The sequence below is a fragment of the Mumia zhuanghuii genome, assembly GCF_042681565.1.
Taxonomy (GTDB): Bacteria; Actinomycetota; Actinomycetes; order Propionibacteriales; family Nocardioidaceae; genus Mumia.
Genome location: NZ_JBHUFT010000002.1, coordinates 180,759 through 199,463 on the forward strand (window position 1 = coordinate 180,759; position 18,705 = coordinate 199,463).

General features: G+C 73.2%; 19 protein-coding genes, 2 pseudogenes and 1 riboswitch. Of the genes and pseudogenes, 10 read left to right on the forward strand and 11 right to left on the reverse strand.

The features are described 5' to 3' along the window. Positions 1-104: 104 nt before the first annotated feature. Both ACFSDF_RS04060 and ACFSDF_RS04065 read right to left on the reverse strand, forming a co-directional pair. The gene (locus ACFSDF_RS04060) at positions 105-1,307 is read right to left on the reverse strand and encodes a hypothetical protein (RefSeq protein ID WP_167251384.1); all 1,203 of its coding nucleotides are present in this window, start codon (positions 1,305-1,307) and stop codon (positions 105-107) included. Further along, positions 1,304-1,741 carry a hypothetical protein gene (locus ACFSDF_RS04065; protein WP_167251386.1) on the reverse strand — a complete coding sequence of 146 codons (438 nt, stop codon included), beginning with the start codon at positions 1,739-1,741 and terminating at the stop codon, positions 1,304-1,306. Before ACFSDF_RS04065 ends, ACFSDF_RS04060 begins: the two co-directional genes overlap by 4 nt. A gap of 133 nt (positions 1,742-1,874) precedes the next feature. Between ACFSDF_RS04065 and ACFSDF_RS04070 the strand changes: the two genes are divergently transcribed. After that, complete coding sequence (locus tag ACFSDF_RS04070; RefSeq protein ID WP_167006361.1) at positions 1,875-2,408, forward strand: bifunctional adenosylcobinamide kinase/adenosylcobinamide-phosphate guanylyltransferase; 534 nt, start codon at positions 1,875-1,877, stop codon at positions 2,406-2,408. Between the two features lie 12 nt (positions 2,409-2,420). On the opposite strand, the gene ACFSDF_RS04075 is transcribed toward ACFSDF_RS04070, so the two are convergent. After that, a complete protein-coding gene (locus ACFSDF_RS04075) occupies positions 2,421-3,209 on the reverse strand; it encodes an adenosylcobinamide-GDP ribazoletransferase (protein ID WP_243843050.1) in 789 nt (262 codons plus the stop codon). Beyond that, positions 3,206-4,255, reverse strand: a complete 1,050-nt coding sequence (cobT, locus tag ACFSDF_RS04080; RefSeq protein ID WP_167251388.1) for a nicotinate-nucleotide--dimethylbenzimidazole phosphoribosyltransferase — start codon at positions 4,253-4,255, stop codon at positions 3,206-3,208. The genes ACFSDF_RS04075 and cobT overlap by 4 nt, the downstream gene beginning before the upstream one ends. Positions 4,256-4,473: 218 nt before the next feature. Here cobT and ACFSDF_RS04085 point away from each other — a divergent pair, with 218 nt between their 5' ends. Both ACFSDF_RS04085 and mctP read left to right on the forward strand, forming a co-directional pair. Further along, on the forward strand, positions 4,474-4,761 hold the full coding sequence (locus ACFSDF_RS04085) for a DUF3311 domain-containing protein (protein WP_167006355.1): 288 nt from the start codon (positions 4,474-4,476) through the stop codon (positions 4,759-4,761). Beyond that, positions 4,758-6,419, forward strand: coding sequence for a monocarboxylate uptake permease MctP (gene mctP / locus ACFSDF_RS04090; RefSeq protein ID WP_167006352.1), 1,662 nt, complete (start codon positions 4,758-4,760; stop codon positions 6,417-6,419). The genes ACFSDF_RS04085 and mctP overlap by 4 nt, the downstream gene beginning before the upstream one ends. On the opposite strand, the gene ACFSDF_RS04095 is transcribed toward mctP, so the two are convergent. From ACFSDF_RS04095 to ACFSDF_RS20385, 3 genes and pseudogenes are all read right to left on the reverse strand, one after another. Beyond that, a complete protein-coding gene (locus ACFSDF_RS04095) occupies positions 6,405-7,418 on the reverse strand; it encodes an NAD-dependent epimerase/dehydratase family protein (protein WP_167006349.1) in 1,014 nt (337 codons plus the stop codon). The two genes, mctP and ACFSDF_RS04095, sit on opposite strands and share 15 nt — an antisense overlap. Before the next feature lie 45 nt (positions 7,419-7,463). Continuing rightward, positions 7,464-8,219: a uroporphyrinogen-III C-methyltransferase gene (gene cobA / locus ACFSDF_RS04100; protein ID WP_243843076.1), complete on the reverse strand. Its 756-nt coding sequence runs from the start codon at positions 8,217-8,219 to the stop codon at positions 7,464-7,466. 45 nt (positions 8,220-8,264) lie between these two features. Further along, positions 8,265-8,576: pseudogene (locus ACFSDF_RS20385) on the reverse strand (precorrin-2 dehydrogenase/sirohydrochlorin ferrochelatase family protein); the annotation flags it as partial. Positions 8,577-8,728: 152 nt separating this feature from the next. On the opposite strand from ACFSDF_RS20385, the gene cbiE reads away from it, so the two are divergent. Further along, positions 8,729-9,937 (forward strand): precorrin-6y C5,15-methyltransferase (decarboxylating) subunit CbiE, encoded by a 1,209-nt coding sequence (gene cbiE / locus ACFSDF_RS04105; RefSeq protein WP_377156298.1) that lies wholly within the window; start codon positions 8,729-8,731, stop codon positions 9,935-9,937. 1 nt (position 9,938) lies between these two features. On the opposite strand, the gene ACFSDF_RS04110 is transcribed toward cbiE, so the two are convergent. Next, positions 9,939-10,469 (reverse strand): DUF1440 domain-containing protein, encoded by a 531-nt coding sequence (locus ACFSDF_RS04110; protein ID WP_377156300.1) that lies wholly within the window; start codon positions 10,467-10,469, stop codon positions 9,939-9,941. Between the two features lie 18 nt (positions 10,470-10,487). Beyond that, positions 10,488-12,353: an endonuclease/exonuclease/phosphatase family protein gene (locus tag ACFSDF_RS04115; RefSeq protein ID WP_377156302.1), complete on the reverse strand. Its 1,866-nt coding sequence runs from the start codon at positions 12,351-12,353 to the stop codon at positions 10,488-10,490. 300 nt (positions 12,354-12,653) lie between these two features. Here ACFSDF_RS04115 and ACFSDF_RS04120 point away from each other — a divergent pair, with 300 nt between their 5' ends. The 5 genes from ACFSDF_RS04120 to ACFSDF_RS04140 all read left to right on the forward strand — a co-directional run bounded on the left by ACFSDF_RS04120 (position 12,654) and on the right by ACFSDF_RS04140 (position 17,687). Beyond that, positions 12,654-13,256: a pyridoxamine 5'-phosphate oxidase family protein gene (locus tag ACFSDF_RS04120; protein ID WP_377156304.1), complete on the forward strand. Its 603-nt coding sequence runs from the start codon at positions 12,654-12,656 to the stop codon at positions 13,254-13,256. Beyond that, a riboswitch (cobalamin riboswitch) is annotated at positions 13,240-13,371 on the forward strand. (Overlaps the previous gene by 17 nt.) A 79-nt stretch (positions 13,372-13,450) precedes the next feature. Then, a complete protein-coding gene (locus ACFSDF_RS04125) occupies positions 13,451-14,149 on the forward strand; it encodes a hypothetical protein (protein WP_167006334.1) in 699 nt (232 codons plus the stop codon). Between the two features lie 3 nt (positions 14,150-14,152). Beyond that, positions 14,153-15,235 carry an energy-coupling factor transporter transmembrane component T gene (locus ACFSDF_RS04130; RefSeq protein WP_167006331.1) on the forward strand — a complete coding sequence of 361 codons (1,083 nt, stop codon included), beginning with the start codon at positions 14,153-14,155 and terminating at the stop codon, positions 15,233-15,235. Further along, positions 15,232-16,857, forward strand: coding sequence for an ABC transporter ATP-binding protein (locus ACFSDF_RS04135; RefSeq protein ID WP_377156307.1), 1,626 nt, complete (start codon positions 15,232-15,234; stop codon positions 16,855-16,857). The genes ACFSDF_RS04130 and ACFSDF_RS04135 overlap by 4 nt, the downstream gene beginning before the upstream one ends. Beyond that, positions 16,854-17,687 (forward strand): ECF transporter S component, encoded by an 834-nt coding sequence (locus tag ACFSDF_RS04140; RefSeq protein ID WP_377156309.1) that lies wholly within the window; start codon positions 16,854-16,856, stop codon positions 17,685-17,687. Before ACFSDF_RS04135 ends, ACFSDF_RS04140 begins: the two co-directional genes overlap by 4 nt. Here the strand turns inward: ACFSDF_RS04140 and ACFSDF_RS04145 are convergent. Next, a pseudogene (locus tag ACFSDF_RS04145) lies at positions 17,684-17,794 on the reverse strand (GntR family transcriptional regulator); the annotation flags it as partial. The gene ACFSDF_RS04140 and the pseudogene ACFSDF_RS04145 overlap by 4 nt on opposite strands. A 26-nt stretch (positions 17,795-17,820) precedes the next feature. Here ACFSDF_RS04145 and ACFSDF_RS04150 point away from each other — a divergent pair. Then, positions 17,821-18,036 (forward strand): hypothetical protein, encoded by a 216-nt coding sequence (locus tag ACFSDF_RS04150; RefSeq protein WP_377156311.1) that lies wholly within the window; start codon positions 17,821-17,823, stop codon positions 18,034-18,036. A gap of 95 nt (positions 18,037-18,131) precedes the next feature. Here ACFSDF_RS04150 and ACFSDF_RS04155 read toward each other — a convergent pair whose 3' ends face one another. Then, complete coding sequence (locus ACFSDF_RS04155) at positions 18,132-18,662, reverse strand: phage tail protein (protein ID WP_208322448.1); 531 nt, start codon at positions 18,660-18,662, stop codon at positions 18,132-18,134. Positions 18,663-18,705: the final 43 nt, after the last annotated feature.

Genomic DNA, 18,705 nt, shown 5'->3' on the forward strand with positions numbered 1-18,705 from the left:
GGCGTCAAATCGTGGGGCTCAGCGCTGGTCAACGCCGCGGGTCGCGCGTCGACGTCGAGGGCTCGCGCGAGGTCGTGGGGATCCCGGCCTGAGAGGTCGTCACCTCACCTCGCGCACGCGTCGTCCCGCGAGACCAGCGGCGTCGCGCCCGCGGGTGCGAGCGCGTACAGCCGCCGACTGACGACCGCGAGGTCGGTGACCTTGGCCTGGGGGACCGGCGTCGACCTCCAGCGCACCCCGTCGGCGGACGAGACGAGGTCGCGCGACTCCTGCCCTGCGGCCACGGCGATGCAGGTCCCGTCGTACGCCGCGCGCGGCCGCGCCACGTACGCCTCGACCGCGACACGCGGCAGCCGGAGACGCCGCACGGCCTGCGCGTCGACCCGCCACGCGGACAGCCGGTCGCCGACCCAGCCGGCGACGACGCAGGCGTCCGGTCCGCAGGCGAGGTCCGTCGCCCCGCTGGAGACGCGGGCGCCTGCGGCCAGCGCGAGCCGGTCCCATCGCTGGAGGTCGCGGGTACGCCACGCCACGGCGGTCTGTCGCGTGCTCGTGGCGGTGGTGATCGTCTCGGTGCCCACGACCACGACCTGAGTGCGGGTGGCGGCCACCGCCGTCGGGAGCGCCTGGACTCCGCCCCGGTCCGCGAAGGCGTCGACGTCCGTACGGCGGAGCCATCGCCCGGCATCCTCGTGCCACACCGCGGGCGACAGCTGCTGGGACGAGGTCGCCCAGCTGCCGATCACCGTCGCGACCGGGGCTGAGGCGACGCCCGCGAGTCCGCCCGCCGACGGACCGCCGAACGTCTCGAACACCTGCGGCGTCTCCGTCACCGCTTCCAGCGTGCCCGACCACGCGGTCCAGCGCGGCATCAGATGGGCGCCTCCGGTGGCGTTGCCGAGCGCGACGACCCTGCCGCTCGGGGCGACCGCGAGCTCGACGAGGGAGGCGATCTCTCCGTACCCGGTCCGCGGCGTGAGCGGCACGTCCTCCCACCCGTCGCCGCCCCGTACGAGCAGGCGCGGCTCGGCGTCGTCGCCGATGCCCGCGCCTCCACCGACGACGAGGCGGCTGCCGTCGGTGGTGATGACCACGGGTCGCAGCCGCCCGGGCAGGGCCTCGGCCTGCCAGCCGCCCGGCAGCGCACGGGGCGGCGGCGTGGCGGTCGACGGCGTGGCGGTCGGGGTGGTCGGGGTGGGGGAGGTGGTGCGGTCGCCCGCAAGGTCGGCGGCCGACGAGCAGCCGAGGAGGACGCCCAGCCCGACGATCACGACCGCCGGTCGCCGCCAGCCGCCCGGCTCGGTCATGACGAGCCGAGCGCCTCGGCGAGGTCGTCGGGGAGCTCGCCCGTACGGGCGTAGTCGCGGTCGGCGACGTACAGCGCCTCGCGCCCGTCGGTCAGGTCGTACCGGGCCACGACGGCCTCGGTCGGATCAACGCCCGGGATGTGACGGACGCCCGCCGGCCGGAACTCCAGCGTCTCCATCGCGCCCGGATCGCAGCTGCGCGGCCCCTCGCCGGCGTTCAGCGGGTCGTCTGGGGTGACCAGGTCGTCGCGGGAGACCGGCCGACCGACCGAGTAGTAGGAACGGCCGTCGTACGTGATCCGGGCGCACTCGCCGGAGAACTCGTCGGCATCGGCGTCGTCCATGACCCACCACGTCCCTGCGATCGCGACTGCTGCGAGGAGCGCGGCGCCCAGCAGCGCGCCGATGATCACTCCGCGACGGTTCCTGCTCATCTCCGCACCGTATCGGCCCGGTCGGTCCGTGTCGCGGGGTCAGGCTCGCGTCGCGCGGGCCGACGTGCAAGGCTGCGGAGGAGCGCCGTCGGCGCGTGACGCACGGACGACCTTCAGGGCGAGAGGGGCGGACATGGGACACAGGGTGCTGGTGACCGGAGGCGTACGGTCGGGCAAGTCCCGGTACGCGGAGTCGCTCCTCCAGCAAGAGCCGGTGGTTACCTACATCGCGCCGGGCCCGGCGCCGGACGGGAGCGATCCCGAGTGGTCGGCGCGGGTCGCCGACCACCAGAGCCGCCGCCCGGACGGGTGGGTGACGACGGAGACCACCGACGTCGCGAGCGCGCTCGAGGGCACATCGACCCCGGTGATCGTCGATTGCCTCGGCACGTGGGTGACGGCGATGCTCGACGAGCTCGGCGCCTGGGACGCCCCGGACGCGCAGTGGCGACCGGAGGTCGGCAAGCAGATCGACAGCCTCGTCGAGGCGTGGTGCGCGCGTCGTCACCTGAGCGTGGCGGTCACCAATGAGGTCGGCTTCGGCGTGGTGCCGGAGCACCGCTCGGGCCGGGTGTTCCGCGACGTCCTCGGGCTCGTGAACCAGCGGGTCGCAGAGTGCTCGGACGAGGTTGCGCTGGTCGTCGCGGGGCGCGTGCTCTACCTCTGAGGTCGCGCGGCCTCATCGTGCCGCGGTGACGACGCAGAGCGCGACCAGGGCCAGCTCGACCGCGGCACCGATCACGTCGCCCGTGATCCCGCCGAGGAGCGTGACCGCCCGGCGTACGAGGAGCACGACGGCCGCCGCGGCTACCGCCGCGGCGACGAACCCCTGCCACCACGGTGCGCCGGTCGCGGCGAGTGCGAGCGTGAGGACAGCGGCGCCGACGAGGCCGACGCCGACGGCGGCCAGAACCGGGACGGAGCCGGCGACGGCCGCACCCAGTCCGCCAGGCGTGGCGGCGGGGACAGGGGTCGCGCACGTGACGACGACGACGGCCCGCGACACGCACACGAGGACACCGGCGAGCAGCCACCCGTACGGGCGTGAGGCGACGGCGCCGAGCACTGCGGCCTGGACGAGCAGCGCGAGGACGAGCGCAACGACGCCGGCGGGCCCGACGTCACCCGACTTCATGATCGCGAGCCGGCGTTCGCGGTCGTACGGGGCGCTGAGCCCGTCGACGGTGTCCGCGAGTCCGTCCAGGTGCAGCACCCGCGTCCCGACGGCGAGCGTGCCGACACCGAGCGCGCCGGTCAGCACGGCGGGCCAGGCCAGCGCGTCGCCGAGCGCGACGACCGCCGCGACGCCGAGCGCGAGCGGGAGCACCGCGAGAGGCGCGAGCAGCATCGCCGCACGTGCACGGGCCCGATCCACCGTCGACGGCGGCGCCACGGGGAAGACCGTGAACGTCCCGACCGCGAGCAGGACGCCGTCGGGGAGCACCCCGCGGCGCACCCCTGCGGTCACGACCCCAGGACGTCCGCGAGCAACGACATCTCGGCGAGCAGCGCCCCGGCCGAGCGCAGCACCGGCAGTGCGGCGACCGCGCCGCTGCCCTCGCCGAGGCGCATGTCGAGGTCGAGGAGCGGGTCGAGGCCGAGCTTGCTGAGCGCGAGCGCCTGCGCGGGCTCGGGGGAGCGGTGGCCCGCCGCGAACCACGCCGACGAGCCGGGCGCGTAGTCCTCCGCCACGAGCGCGCACGCGACCGAGATGACCCCGTCGAGGAGCACCGGCACCCCCTGCCGGGCGGCCTCGGCGAGGAACCCGACCTGTGCGGCCAGGTCTGCCGATCCGAGTGCGGTGAGGCGGTCGACGGGATCGGCGACGCGCTCGCCCGCGCGTACGAGGGCCCGCGCGACGACCTGCTCCTTGTGTGCGAGCGTCGCCTCGTCCACGCCCGACCCGCGGCCGGTCACGTCACGAGCGTCGAGCCCGAGCGTGGCGGCGATCAGGGCGGCGGACGGCGTGGTGTTGCCGATGCCCATGTCGCCCGGGATCAGCAGGTCGGCGCCCGCGGCGATCTCCTCCGCGGCGACGGTGGCGCCGACGGCGAGCGCCTGGTCGGTCTCGCCAGGCGTGAGCGCGTCCTCAAGGTGGAGGGCACCCGAGCCGCGTCGGACCTTGTGGACGCTCACCTCGGCCGGCAGGACGCCCGGCTCGACATCGACGCCGAGGTCGAGCACACGCAGTGCCGCACCGTGCTGGCGGGCGAGCACCGCGACCCCGGCACCGCCGGACAGGAACTGCCGCACCATCAGCGCGGTGATCTCCTTCGGGTACGCCGAGACGCCGTGCGAGGTCACCCCGTGGTCGCCGGCGAAGACGACGATGCGGACGTCGTCGAGCGGGCGCGGCGGGCATGCGTCCTGCACGGCCGACAACCAGACGGCGGCATCACCGAGCCGGCCCAGCGCACCGGCAGGCGTCGCGAGTCCGGCCAGCCGCTCGGCGGCCTGCGTACGGGCGCGGTCGGACGGGGGAGCGACGCGGCCTGCGGCGTCGGGACGGGTCATCGGGTGGTCCTCCGAGTGGGGCGAACGGGCCCTTCAGCCTAAGCCCGGCTCCGCCTGACCGGCGCACGCGACCGTCTGCCGCCTCGTACCGACCGCTCACCGACGTCGACGGCGCGGGCCGTGGACGGCGCACGGGGCCGGTGCCAGCCTGTGTGACCGCAGTCACACCGGGTACGTCCTCCCCGGGACCCCGCAATGCCTCGAGAGAGCGAGACGTGATGACCTCCGGAAACGACCGGGCCGACGACCCGACCCTGCACGAAACCACTCCACCGGCGAATCGTGCGCTGCTGACCCTCGCAGCCGTGCTGCTCGCCATCCCCGTGATCGCCCTGCTGTGGGTCGACTCGTACGCACGTGTCGACCCGAAGCTCGGTCCCTGGCCGTTCTTCTTCTGGTACCAGTTCCTCTGGGTCTTCATCACCGCCGCGCTGACGTACACGTCGTACCGGATCGTCCTCGTGGCCCGCCCGCACCGTCCGATGCACGAGGGCGACGAGCGATGAACGACATCAACGGGGTCGCCCTCACGATCTTGATCCTGCTCTTCGCGCTCGTCACCGTGATGGGCTTCTACGCGGCGCGCTGGCGCCGCCCGCACTCGATGGAGTCGCTCGACGAGTGGGGGCTCGGGGGTCGCAAGTTCGGCACCTGGGTCACGTGGTTCCTTCTCGGCGGCGACCTCTACACGGCGTACACGTTCGTCGCCGTGCCCGCGGCGATGTTCGCAACCGGCGCCGTCGCGGGCTTCTTCGCGGTGCCGTACACGATCGTGCTCTATCCGATCATCTTCGTGTTCATGGCGCGGCTGTGGTCGGTGAGCCACCGGCACGGGTACGTGACGCCCGCCGACTTCGTGCGCGGGCGCTACAGCAGCCGCGGCCTGACCCTCGCGATCGCGATCACCGGATTCCTGGCGACCATGCCGTACATCGCGCTCCAGCTCGTCGGCATCCAGGCCGTGCTCGAGGTCGCGGGTCTCGGCGGCGGCTCCAACTGGGTCGCCAAGGACGCGCCGCTGTTCATCGCGTTCGCGCTGCTCGCCGCCTACACGTACTCGTCGGGGCTGCGCGCGCCCGCGGTCATCGCGTTCGTGAAGGACGCGCTGATCTATCTGGTCATCATCGTCGCGATCATCTATCTCCCCTCGAAGGTCGGCGGCTGGGAGGCGATCTTCGGTGCGGCCGAGGAGAAGATGGCCACACCCAACCCTGCGACCGGTGCACCGACCGGCTCGTTCATCCCGACCGGCATTGACGCCCACTGGGCGTACGCGACCTTGGCGCTCGGCTCTGCGCTCGCGCTGTTCATGTACCCGCACTCGATCACGGCGACGCTGTCCAGCCAGAGCCGCAACACGATCCGGCGCAACGCGTCGATCCTGCCGGCGTACTCGTTCATCCTGGGTCTGCTCGCGCTGCTCGGCTGGGTCGCGATCGCGGCCGGGACGCAACCCGTCGGGCTCGACGGTGAGCCGAACGCGCAGCTGGTGATCCCGCAGCTGTTCGAGGACATGTTCCCGTCGTGGTTCGCGGGCGTGGCCTGGGCGGCGATCGCGATCGGAGCTCTGGTGCCTGCGGCGATCATGTCGATCGCGGCGGCGAACACGTTCACGCGCAACGTCTACAAGGAGTTCGTCAGACCGGACGCCACCCCGAAGCAAGAGGCGAAGGTCTCCAAGCTCGCCTCGCTCGTGGTGAAGGTGTTCGCGCTGGCGTTCGTGCTGACGCTCGACAAGCAGAACGCGATCAACTTCCAGCTGCTGGGCGGCATCTGGATCCTGCAGACGCTGCCGGCGATCGTGTTCAGCCTCTACACGAAGTGGTTCCACCGCTGGGGTCTGCTCCTCGGCTGGGCCGTCGGGATGGTGTACGGGACGATCAGCGCGTACCAGGTCGTCAACCCGGTCACGGGCGCGCACTTCGGAGGGTCGCTCGACCCGATCCCGATCATCGGGCACCTCGGATACATCGCGCTGACGGCGTTCGTCATCAACGTGGGGGTGGCGGCGGTCGTCACGCTCGCACTGCGGGCCGGCAAGGTCTCGAACGGGACCGACGAGACGATCGCGGGCGACTACTTCGCCGACGCGGGTGACCCGAGGGTCATGAAGACGCTGCCGGGGCTCGACGAGTCGGTGGAGGGCGTCTCAGACTCGCGATGAGTCGGGGTCAAGCGGCGGTGTAGGCCCGCCGGCGCCTTCCCGGGCGCCGGCGAGCATCTCACCGAGGGCCTCGGCGGCGTCGTGGCGAGGCTGCCACCCAAGCTCGGTCTTGGCACGCGCCGTCCCCAGCACGGGGACTCGCAGGAGCGCGTCGAAGAGGTCGCCGGGTGCGCCGGCGAGCCGCGCGCGCCACGCTCCCTCCAACGCGGCGCGCGCGATGCGTCGGGGCGCGGTGAACGTGTGCGCGCCGAAGACCTCGCCGAGCTCCTCGCGTCGTAGGAGACCGTCGGCGGCCACGTTGAACGCTCCCCGTACCGGCCGCTCCACGGCCTCGGCGTAGACCCGGGCGAGGTCGTCGGCGTGGACGGTCTGCAGACGCAGTCCCGACGGGATCGGGAGGAGAGGGAGCAGGCGGCGGTCGAGCATCCAAGGACGCAGCGCGGGAGCGCCGAAGATGCGCCGCTGCTCCGAGGCCGCCGAGCGCTGGAAGACGAAGGCCGGGCGTATGCGTACCACGCGCACCTCGGGGTGGGTGGCCTCGAATACGTCGAGCACCCGCTCGACGTAGGCCTTCTCACGGCAGTACGCGGCAGGAGACGGGCCGTCGGTCGGCCACGACTCGTCGACCGGGTCGTCGCCGCGCGCGGGGGAGTACGCGGCGACCGAGGACGCGCAAACGACCACACCGATGCCGGTCCGTGAGGCGGCCTCGAGCACCTTCCTCGTGCCGACCGCGTTCGCTCGCCACGTGGTGTCGGGATCGTGGGTGGGCTGGAACATCCAGGCCAGGTGCACGAGCGCGTCCGTGTCGACGAGGACCGGGTCGAGCGGCTCGTGGGCGACATCCGCGGCGTGCCAGTCGACGCCGTCCAGCGCCGTGCCACGGGAGCGCTCGGGTGAGCGCCGGGCAACCCCGGTCAGGGCGTGGCGCCTGCGGGTGAGCTCGCGCACCACGGCACTCCCGACGTTGCCGCTGGCTCCGGTGACGACGATCCGCACGTCCGCTCCCTCCGTCACCGGACGGGTACCCGGCGCAGGGAAGCATCAAACGCCGGTGGTCTCGGAGCCGGGGTCGAAGCCCGCGACCTTGCCGATCACCGTGATCGCCGGAGAGGCGATGCAGGCCTCGGCGATGCGCTCGGCGATCGTGGCCAGGTCCGCGCGGACCACGCGCTGCGTCGGCAGCGTCGCGTCGGCAACCGTCGCGGCGGGGGTCGCGGCGTCGAGGCCCTCGGTGATCAGTGTCGCGGTGATCGCCGGGAGCGTCGCCACGGCCATGAGCAGGACCAGGTCCGTGCCGGAGCGGGCGAGCGCTGCCCAGTCGAGGGTCGAGCGCGGGTCTCCCGGCGGCACGTGTCCGGAGACCACGGTGAAGCCCTGGCTCAGCCCGCGGTGCGTGACCGGGATGCCGGCCAGTGCCGGACCGGCGATCGCGGACGTGACGCCGGGGATGACGTCGACGGGGATGCCGGCGGCCACGCACGCCTCGAGCTCCTCGCCGCCCCGCCCGAAGACGAAGGTGTCGCCGCCCTTGAGCCGTACGACACGCTTGCCAGCCGCGGCGTGCGCGACGAGGATCCGGTTGATCTCCTCCTGCGGGGTGGTGCGCCCGCGAGGGATCTTGCCGACGTCGACGATCTCGCAGCCGAGGCCGTGCAGGACGCCGAGGGGCGCCAGCCGGTCCGTGACGACGACGTCGGCCGAGCGTACGGCCTCCAGACCCGCCACCGTGATCAGCCCCGGGTCGCCCGGTCCGCCGCCCACGAGCACGACCCGTCCCCGATTTGGGCGGTTCTCCACGCTTTCGCCCCCGTCAGAACGTGGAGAACTGCCCGAATCGGGGACGGAGCACCAGGTGCCGGTCTCGGAGGCGTCGGAGGAGACCCGGGCGTCGAGCTGGGGATCGCCGGTCGCGAGGACGACGAGGTCGTGACCGGTGACGTCGGAGGGCTCGTACGCCCGCGCGTGCCACGTCAGGATGCCCCGGTCCGCGAGGTCGCTGATCGACTGCACGGTTTGCGGCGCGACGACCGTGACGCGGGCGCCGCCGTCGCGCAGGGCAGCGACGTGCGTGAGCGCTTCGGTGTCGCCGCCGACCACCAGGACGCGGCGGCCGGAGACGGGAAGGGTGGCTCGGAACCCCTCGGCGCGTGCCATCAGCGCGGTCGTCCTCTCGTTCGCGGATGAGTCCTCGATGGTAGGCGCGGAATTCCCGCACGGGTCGTACCCGCCGCATCGCGGACAATCTGCTCGATCACACTCCGCCCGGGCTTGGGCTCTGCCCGCTCGGACGGATAGCGTCTGCACCCATGCAGCGGATCACGGTCGTAGGCATGGGCGCGGACGGCTGGGAGGGTCTCGCCATGGAGTCGCGCCGGCTCGTCCGTGAGGCCGAGGTGGTCATGGGCGGCAAGCGACACCTCGAGACCGTTCCGTGGGCGTGGTGGCAGGTCCGGGTCGAGTGGCCGCACCCGCTCGACGAGGTGCTGCCGGCTCTGCTCGACGAGCACGAGGGCAAGCGCGTCGTCGTCCTCTCGTCCGGCGACCCCCTCGTCGCCGGGATCGGGACGACGCTCGTCCGGATGCTCGGCGCCGAGTATGTCGAGATCGTGCCGACCGTGTCGTCGGAGGCGCTCGCACGCGCACGCATGCACTGGTCGTACGAGGAGACCTCGCTGGTCTCGCTCGTCGGCCGCGACGTCCGCCAGCTCGTCCCGCACCTCGCGCCCGGGCGCAGGCTGGTGGTGCTGTCGAACGACGGCGGCACGCCCTCGTCGGTGGCCGCGCTGCTGGTCGCCCAGGGATACGGGGACACGAGGATGACCGTGCTCGGAGACCTCGGCGGGCTCACCGAGTCGCGTGCCGACGCGACGGCGGCGTCGTGGAACGTCCGGGTCGCCTCCGAGCTCAACGTGGTCTGCCTCGACTGCGTCGCCGACGCGTCCCGCCGTTCCGCGATGTCGAGCGTCCCGGGTCTGCCGGACAGCGCCTTCGGAGAGGGAAGCGCGGTCGTGCCGCGCGACGTCCGTACGGCCGCGCTGGCGCGCCTCGCTCCTGCCGCCGGCGACCTGCTCTGGGGGCTCGGACCGGGAGCCGCCTCGGTCGCGATCGAGTGGGTGCGCGCCGAGCCGCTGGCCTCGGGCGTCGTCGTCGAGCCCGACCGCGCAGGCCTCGTCCGCACGAAGGAGTCGGCGGCCGACCTCGGCGTTCCCGAGCTGCGCGTCGTCGAGGGAACGCTGCCCGAGGCCCTCGACGCCCTGGCGGCACCCGATGCTGTCTTTCTCGGTGCCCGTGGCTCCGACACCGCGCTCGTCGAAGCCGCCTGGAGCGTGCTGCGCCCGGGCGGACGTCTCGTCGTGCACGCCGTCACGCTCGACGACGAGGCCGCGCTGATCGATCGCTTCCGCAAGCACGGCGGTGAGCTGGTCCGGATCGCCGTGGACGCCGTCTTCTCGGGCGGCGGCTCGATCGCCTGGAAGCCGTCCCGGCCCGTCATGCAGTGGAGCGCGGTGCGCTGACTTACGGCAGGACCCGGTCGAGCAGCCGGCGAGACACCTCCAGCGTCACCCCATAGACGGCGTGGCTGCCGCTCTCCCACAGCACGGCCGACGCCGGGAGCGTCCACGGTGGCTCCTGGATCCCCGCCGCCGGCAGCCCCGTCCCGTGGGTGGCTGCATAGAGCGCGATCCCCGCAGGCGCGCCGCCCCCGCGCGTCACGCCGGGGAAGCGCGCGGCAAGCGCCCCGTACGCGGCGCCGGCCACGGCACCGAACACGTAGTGGATCGCCGTGCTGGCACGGACCTTCTGGGCGGTGTCGAGCACGGTCCCGTCGCGCAGCTCGGCGACCTCCGCGGCGACGACGGCCGGCGGCATGTTCTCCGGGTGGCCGCTCGGGTCAGTCCCGACGAGGCGCTTCTGCCACACCTGCGGCGGGACCACCTGCTCCGCGGCGCGCTGCAGCGCAGGCTCGGTCACGGCCTTGACGTACGACGCGGGCAGCGACGCGAGGGCGCCGACGGCCGCGCCGCGGAGCATCCGGTGAGCGCTCATCCGGCCACGGTACGCGGGTCAGCCGCGTGGCGTGAGCGTCACCGAGGCGGGTAGGTGGTCGGAGGCCTGCGAGCCGCCGACGCGCGGCGCGGACGGAGCGAGGTCGGGGCTGACGAGCAGGTGGTCGATGCGTGCCGTCGGCCGGTCCGCCGGCGAGGTCGGGTCTGCGCCGTCGAGGGCGTCGACGAGCCCGAGGCCCACAAGCAGCGCGTACGAGGTGCTGCCCGGCTGCGTGTTGAGGTCACCGCCGAGGACGAGCGGGAGACCGTCGGCGAGCCGGGTCCGGAGCATCGCGGCGAGATCCTCGGTCTGCGGGCCGACGCCTTCATCGCCGTCGTTCGGCTGCAGGTGCGTCGACACGAACCACGTCGGTGCCCCCGCGAGGTCGAGCCGTACGGACAACGCCTGGGCTCCGGTCACCGCGCCGTGCGACGGCAGCGGGGTCCCGACCGACTCCTCGACCGGCAGCGCTGTGAGCACCGCGTCGCCCCACACCGGGTCGGCCGCGGGCGCGAACACGGCGTCGCGGTCGAGCATCCGCTCGAGGATCGCGAGCTCGTCCTGGCCGCCGTTGAGATACCACCCGCGGTCGACCTCGCTGAGCAGCGCGACCTCGCTCGACCGCAGGGTCTCGGCGACGAGGTCGGGGCGGAACGTGCCGTCCATGCCGTAGCCCATGCGCAGGTTGTACGCGGTCACGCGCACGCTCCCCGAGGCGGGCAGGTCGGGGCCCGCGACGTCGTCGAGCGCCGGGACAGTGAGCCCGGGGCCGAGCCACGCGACGGTGCCGGCGAGGAGGCCGAGGCCGCCCAGGAGGACGGGCGACACGCGCGCCGCCCCCGTACGGTCGGTGCCGGCCGCGCGCGGGGCCCCGGTCGCCGCGACGACGGCGAGCACTGCCGCTGCGAGGACGACGACGATGTCCGCACGGTAGCCGAGGTCGTACCCGGCGTAGTAGACGAACAGCAGCGCCACCCACACGAGCCCGCCGAGCGCCAGGGTCGCGGCACGCGCCGGTCGGCCGTGGTCGGAGGCGGCCCACAGGTGGGTGAGCGCGGGAAGCCCGACGGCGTACGCCGCCAGAGTCCACGTCGGCGACACCGCCGGGATGCCGTCGACGTCGGCGGTCACGAGCAGCGCCACGGCGCTCGCTGCGACGAGGACCACCGCCGCCGCCCACGCCGTCGCGCGGCGCGGCCGCACGGCCGCTGTCGCGACTGCGGCAACCGACGCGAGCGCGACGACGACCAGCCCGGCCGTCCCCGCGACCGCCGACGCGCGGCCCGCGTTCGCGAAGACGATGCCGGCGAGGAGGAGACCGGGCATCACCAGCCAGGCCGTACGACGCGCCGCTGCCCTCGACCGGTGGTCGCGCGCGAGCCGCCATGCCACCGCGGCGCCCACGACCTGGAAGACGAGCAGCACCCAGCCCCACGCGTCACCGCGCCAGACCGCACCCCACGTCCCGAGGGCCGCATGCGTCACCGTCCCGAGCGAGAGGCCTGCCGCGAGGCCGACGACGAGCACGTCACCGTACGAGACTGCCGCCAGCGAGAGCCACGCGATGCCCGCGGCGATCCCGAGCGAGGCGGCGACGAGCTGAGCCTGCCCGCCGTCGGTCAGCTGCAGGGCGGTCCGGCACACGAGCGCGACGGCCAGCGCGCCCGCGGCCACGCCCGTGGCGTGGCGCCGCGCGAGAAGCGCAACCACCGCGCCGACCGCGACGCATCCGAGCGCGTACGCGCCCATCAGCTCGGGCGGCGTCGACGCGGCCTGTCCGAAGATCGTGATCAGCGAGGGCGCCCACACGCGGACGAGGTCGCAGAGGACCCAGACCCCGACGGCGACGACGAGCGTGGCGGCGGTACGAGGCGGGAGCGTCATGGACGAGTTCTACCGGTACGGAGGCTGCTGCGGCCAGTGGCGCTTGGTGTCGGGCCTGCGTCGATGGCGATGCGGAGCGGTGTGAGCCGGCCGAGCGACGCCGGACGTCGCCGGGTGAGCACGAGGATCGTCGTGAGCCCGAGCACGACGACTAGCGCCGGGGGAGCCCCATCGACACCGGCACGACGAGGAAGAAGACGAGGTTCTCGCACGCGTAAGAGCGCGCCGAGAGGGGGATAGTCACGGCGACATCAACCGGCCGTCCGGGTCAGCCCTGGTGAGGCCGCTAGTGTCGGCCCCGTGAGCGCGCGTGATCGGCACGTCCCGGAGCCGGGGGAGGACCTCCCCGATCCGCTCGACCTGCTGGCCTCGTGGCTCGGTCCCGTCCCGGGCGCGGAGCCACCGCTGATGACGCTCGCCACGCGCGAGATCGACGGCGCGCCCGACGCCCGTACGGTCATGGTCAACGGGTTCGACGGCGAGCGGATCTCGTTCCACAGCGACAGCCGCGCCCGCAAGGTCGCCCAGCTCACGGCGTACCCGTACGCCGTCGGCGTTCTCGTGTGGCCGGAGGAAGCGAGGCAGCTGGTGGTCGCCGGCGCGACCGAGCGGGCGACGGACGACGAGGCGGCGCGGCTGTTCGAGGCATGTCCGCGTGACCTCCAGCTGCTGGCGTGGCTCAACGATCCGCGCCTTGCCCTGCTGCCCCGCGAGGAACGCCAGGAGGAGTGGCGCCGCTTCGACGAGGCCCATCCCGTCCTCGTGCCACCGCCGACATGGCTCTGCTTCCACCTCGTTCCGCAGCGCCTGACGTTCTGGGCTGGCGACGACGACGGACCGAGCACGAGGTGCGAGGCCAGGCGTGACGGCGACGACTGGACGGTGCACCGCCTCCCCGGCTGACCGGTTACGCTGAGTGCGGCAAAAGGGAAAGCCGGTCGAAGTCCGGCGCTGACCCGCAACCGTAGGCCTCCCCTAAGAGGCGAGCCGGAGCACCTGCTGCCAGCTCCGCGATCCGCTCCGCGATCCGGAGTCCACCTCCGTGTGCTGCCGAGGACAACGGGCCCCGCCCGTCGCAGCAGGAAGGAACCGCTCGCATGCGCACGCTCGCCGCTGCCGCCGCTCTTCTCGTAGGGGCCGCCCTCCCCGTCCTGGGGACCACCCAGTCCGCCCACGCCGCCGACGGGGTGTGCACCGACGCGTCGGGCACCACCGTCGTCGTCGACTTCACCGATCTCGGCGGCGACGTCGAGGTCAAGTGCGCCGAAGACTCCGCCGGCATGACCGGCATGCAGGCGCTCGAGGCCGCGGGCTTCGAGGTCACCCCGGTGACCGGCAGCGGGATGACGGGCGCCTGCCGCATCGACGGTCAGCCTGCGGAGGACGAGGCGCTCGACCTCGATGGTCGCCGCTACACCGAGAAGTGCCAGGAGTTCCCGCCCGGCGGGGCGTACTGGTCCTTCTATGTCGCCCCCGCCGACGGGACCTGGGCGTACGCGGCGAAGGGCGCCGACGTCAACGCCTCCGTCCCCGGCGGGTACGAGGGATGGCGCTTCCAGCTCAACCAGCCGGCTGAGTCCACACCGATGCCCGACTTCGACCCGGCGAACCCGCCGACCGCGGCGGCCTCGGACTCCTCGGACAAGGCCGACGCCGCCGCCGACACCAGCGACGAGGACGCCGACGACGAGAACGACGGCACCTCGATCGTCTGGATCGGGATCGCGGTCGCCATCCTGCTCGCCGTCGCGATCGCCGTCACTCTTGTGCGACGCCGCAGCGGCGAGGACGTCTGAGCCGTGCCCGAGCGCCGTACCCGGCGTGACCTGCATCCCGGAGCCTGGTGGGTGTGGGCGCTCGGGCTTGCGGTCGCGGCCACCCGCACGTACGACGTGCTGCTCCTGGGGCTCGTGATCGGTGTGGCCTCGCTGGTGGTCCTTGCGCGTCGGCCGGTCGCGCCGTGGGCGATGTCGTTCCGGCTCTATCTGGGCCTCGGTGCCCTGGTCATCGTGATCCGGGTGCTGTTCGGGGTGCTCCTCGGCGGAGCATCCACCGGCACCGTGATCCTCGATCTGCCCCAGGTGCCGCTGCCGTCGTGGGCCGACGGCGTGCGGCTGCTTGGTCCGGTCACGGCGGAGTCGCTGCAGCGGTCGTTCGCGGCGGGTCTCCAGCTCGCGGCGCTGATCATCTGCGTCGGCGCCGCGAACTCGCTGGCCAACCCGCGCCGCCTGCTCAAGTCGCTGCCGGCGGCGCTGTACGAGGTCGGAGCCGCCGTCGTGGTCGCGATGACGCTGTTCCCGCAGCTCGCCGAGTCGGTCGGACGCGTCCGTCGTGCCCGGCGGTTGCGGGGTGACTCGTCGCGCAACATGCGGGCGCTGCGGTCGATCGTGATCCCGGTGATGGAGGACGCGCTCGACCGCTCGATGCAGCTCGCGGCGTCGATGGACGCGCGCGGGTACGGACGCAAGGGCACCGCCGACGCCCGTACGCGCAGGCTCACCGGCGTCCTGCTGCTCGGAGGACTGCTCGGCGTCTGCGTCGGTGCGTACGCGACCGCCGACCTCACCGCCCCGCGGATCCTCGCGGCGCCGATGCTGGTCGCCGGCTTCGCCGTGGCCGGGATCGGGTTCTGGCGCTCCGGGCGCAAGGTAGGGCACACCCGCTATCGGCCCGACCCGTGGCGTGGCTGGGAGTGGTTCACCGCGCTGTGCGGCGTCGCCGTCGCGGCGACCTTCTTCGTGGACTACACGCTGTCGCCGGTCGTCCTCGCGGGGCTCGTCGTCGCCGCGCTGCCGGCGCTGCTGACGCCCGAGCCGACGTCCCCGTACGCCGCGCTGCGGACCGCCTCCACTGCCCGTGCGGCCGAGGGGGTGGCGGCGTGATCGAGATCGAAAGCGTCACCGTCACGTACGACGGTGCGACGCGTCCGGTGCTGCGCGACGTCGACCTGCACGTCGATGAGGGCGAGCTCATCGTCGTCACAGGGCCGACGGGCGCAGGCAAGTCGTCGCTGCTCGGGCTGCTCAACGGACTCGTCCCGCACTTCACGGGTGGCAATCTCGACGGGACCGTGACCGTGGCCGGGCTGCGGACACAGGACCACCCGCCGCGCGAGCTCGCCGCGACCGTCGGCTGGGTCGGGCAGGACCCGCTCGCGGGATTCGTCACCGACACGGTGGAGGAGGAGCTCGCGTACGGGATGGAGCAGCTCGGCGTCGACCCGCAGGCGATGCGGCGCCGCGTCGAGGAGGCGTTGGACCTGCTCGGCATCGCCGACCTGCGGGCGCGGTCGCTTCGGTCGCTGTCGGGAGGCCAGCAGCAGCGGGTCGCGATCGGCGCGGTGCTCACGATGCACCCGCCCGTGCTCGTGCTCGACGAGCCGACGTCCGCGCTCGACCCGACGTCGGCGGAGGACGTCCTCGCGACGCTGGCGCGCCTCGTGCACGACCTGGGGACCACCGTCGTGCTCGCCGAGCACCGGCTCGAGCGGGTGGTGCCGTTCGCGGACGTGCTCGTGTACGTGGGGACCGACGGCTCGGTGACCGCCGGTGCGCCCGCGGCGATCCTGGCGACGAGCCCGATCGCGCCGCCGATCGTCGATCTCGGCCGCTTTGCCGGGTGGGACCCGCTCCCGCTGACCGTACGAGAGGCCCGCCGCACCTCCAAGACCCTGCGCAAGGAGCTCGCCGAGCTCCCGCCCCCGTTCCGTCCCCGATCTGTGCACACAACGGGGACGGGACCGGCGGGGCCGCTGCTGACGGCGCGCGGGGTCGAGGTGCGGTACGGGCCGCTGCTCGCCGTACGAGGGGTGGACCTCGACCTTCCCGCGGGGTCGGTCACGGCACTGATGGGGCGCAACGGCTCGGGCAAGTCCACGCTGCTCTGGGCCTTGCAGGGATCGGGATCGCGGCACGGCGGTGACGTCCAGGTCGCGGGGGAGGACCCTGCCCGGCTGTCCCGCACGCAGGCGCGGCGCCGGATCGGCCTGGTCCCGCAGACCGCGAGTGACCTTCTCTACCTCGAGTCGGTGGCGTCCGAGTGCGCGGCGGCGGATGCCGAGGCGGGTGCCGACGACGGCACGTGCGCCGCGCTCCTCACCCGCCTCGCGGGCACGATCGACCCCGCGGCCAACCCGCGCGACCTCTCCGAGGGCCAGAAGCTCGCGCTCGTCCTCGCCGTCCAGCTCACCGCGGCGCCACGCGTGATGCTGCTCGACGAGCCGACGCGCGGTCTCGACTACGCGGCCAAGGATGCCCTCGCGACGATCCTGCGCGACCTCGCGGCGGGCGGCGGTGCCGTCCTGGTCGCGACGCACGACGTCGAGTTCGTCGCCGCCGTCGCGGATCGCGCCGCCGTGATGGCCGAAGGTGAGGTCATCGCGGCCGGTGACGTCCGCGAGGTCCTGGCGACCTCGCCGGCGTTCGCCCCGCAGGTCACGAAGATCCTCGGAGAGCCGTGGCTGACCGTCCGCGACGTCCGTACGGCCCTCGGGGAGCGCCCGTGAACGCGATCGCGCTCCGCCCCCGATCCACCGCCGTGCTGGTCCTCGCCACGGTCGCAGGGCTCGCGATGTTCGCCTGGCCGCTGCTGTTCGAGCCCGGGTCGAGCGGCCAGCAGGAGGCCCAGGCGCCGATGTACTTCGTGCTGCTCCTGCCGCTGCTCCTCCTCGTCGTCGCGGCCGAGCTGTCCGAAGGCGGGATGGACGCCAAGGCGCTCGCGATGCTCGGTGTGCTGTCCGCGATCCAGTGCGGGATGCGGGCGCTGAGCGCCGGGACGGCCGGGCTCGACCTCGTCTTCTTCCTGCTGATCCTCGCTGGACGCGTGTTCGGCGCCGGATTCGGCTTCTTGCTCGGGTGCACCTCGCTGTTCGCCTCGGCGCTGCTCACCGCCGGCGTCGGACCGTGGCTGCCGTTCCAGATGATGTGCGCGGCGTGGCTCGGGATGGGGGCCGGACTGCTCCCGAAGCACGTCACCGGTCGCTGGGAGATCGCGATGCTCACCGTGTACGGAGTCTTCGCGGCGCACTTCTACGGCGCGCTGCTCAACCTGTCCTTCTGGCCGTACCTCGCCGGCGTCGACCCGAGCGGCGAGCAGGGCCTCGCGTTCGTGCCCGGCGCGTCGCTCGCGGAGAACCTGCAGCGGTTCTTCTGGTTCACCCTGCTCACCTCGACCGGCTCGTGGGACACCGGCCGCGCGATCACCAACGCGGTCGCGATCGCCGTCCTCGGCCCCGCGGTGCTGATCACGCTGCGGCGTGCGGCACGGCGCGCGTCGTTCGGCCGTACTCCGACGTTTGGCGCAGCCGCGAGCCCTTCCGGCGTACGGCCGCGCTAGCTCAAGAACGCCCGCAGCAGCGCGGCGGAGCCCGCGAGATGCTCCTCCATCGCCGCGGCGGCACGGTCCGCGTCGCCGGTGAGGACAGCGATCACGATCGTCTCGTGCTGCTCGTCGGAGTGCGTTCATCGGCGTGCTGCTCAACGAGACCTACCGCCCGGCCGTGATCGCGATCGTCCTGATCTACGTGGTCATGCTGCTGCTCTTCGCCCTCTGGGGACGCCACCGCCTGGTGCTGTCGCCGGAGGAGGAGTACGCGGTGACCGGCGGTCTGCACGGGTACGACCCGGAGAAGGAAGGAGTCGGCGGGACCATCGAGGACGAGATCCTCAAGGGCCACACCGACTGACCCCCGTACCGGGGTGCGCCTCGCCGGATCACGGGGGGATTCGGTGCGGCGCACTCCCTCGGTCGGGTCACGTCGGTCAGTCGATCCGGCTCGGCTCAGTCGCGACTGGGAAAGACCCCCTCGACGCAGAGGAAGTACGTCATGCCGTCCGGCGCTGCTGCGCGCAGGTCCGGCAGCGCGAACGTCGTCTGCCCGTTGCCGCCGTACGTGGTTCCGAGGAGGGAGAACAGCGCGGTGTTCTGGGCGATCGGCAGCACCTGTCCGTTCGCGGGGACGCCGGTCCCCACGGCGCCGGCGAAGAGCCGCACCTCGCCGATGGTGCACTCGGTGCCCTTCCCAGCGGCGAACGTCCCGGTGCCGTTCCCGAACGCGGTCGTCCCCGCAGGGCCGGTCGCCCCGCGGGGTCCGACGGGTCCGCGCGAACCGACGGGTCCGCGGGTGTTGAGCGTGACCTTCTTCAAGCCCCTTCGGCACTTCCCCGACTTCGTGGCGCTGACGACGACGCCCTTCTTCGTCGTGCACACCTTCACCGTGCGTGCCGTCGTGGCCGCGTCCGCGACGACGACGCCACCGAGCACGAGTGCTCCCGCGCCGACTGTCGCTGCAGCGATCGATGCACCGCGCATCTCACCTCTCCTGTCCGCGGCACCGCGGTCGGGCGCCGCCAAC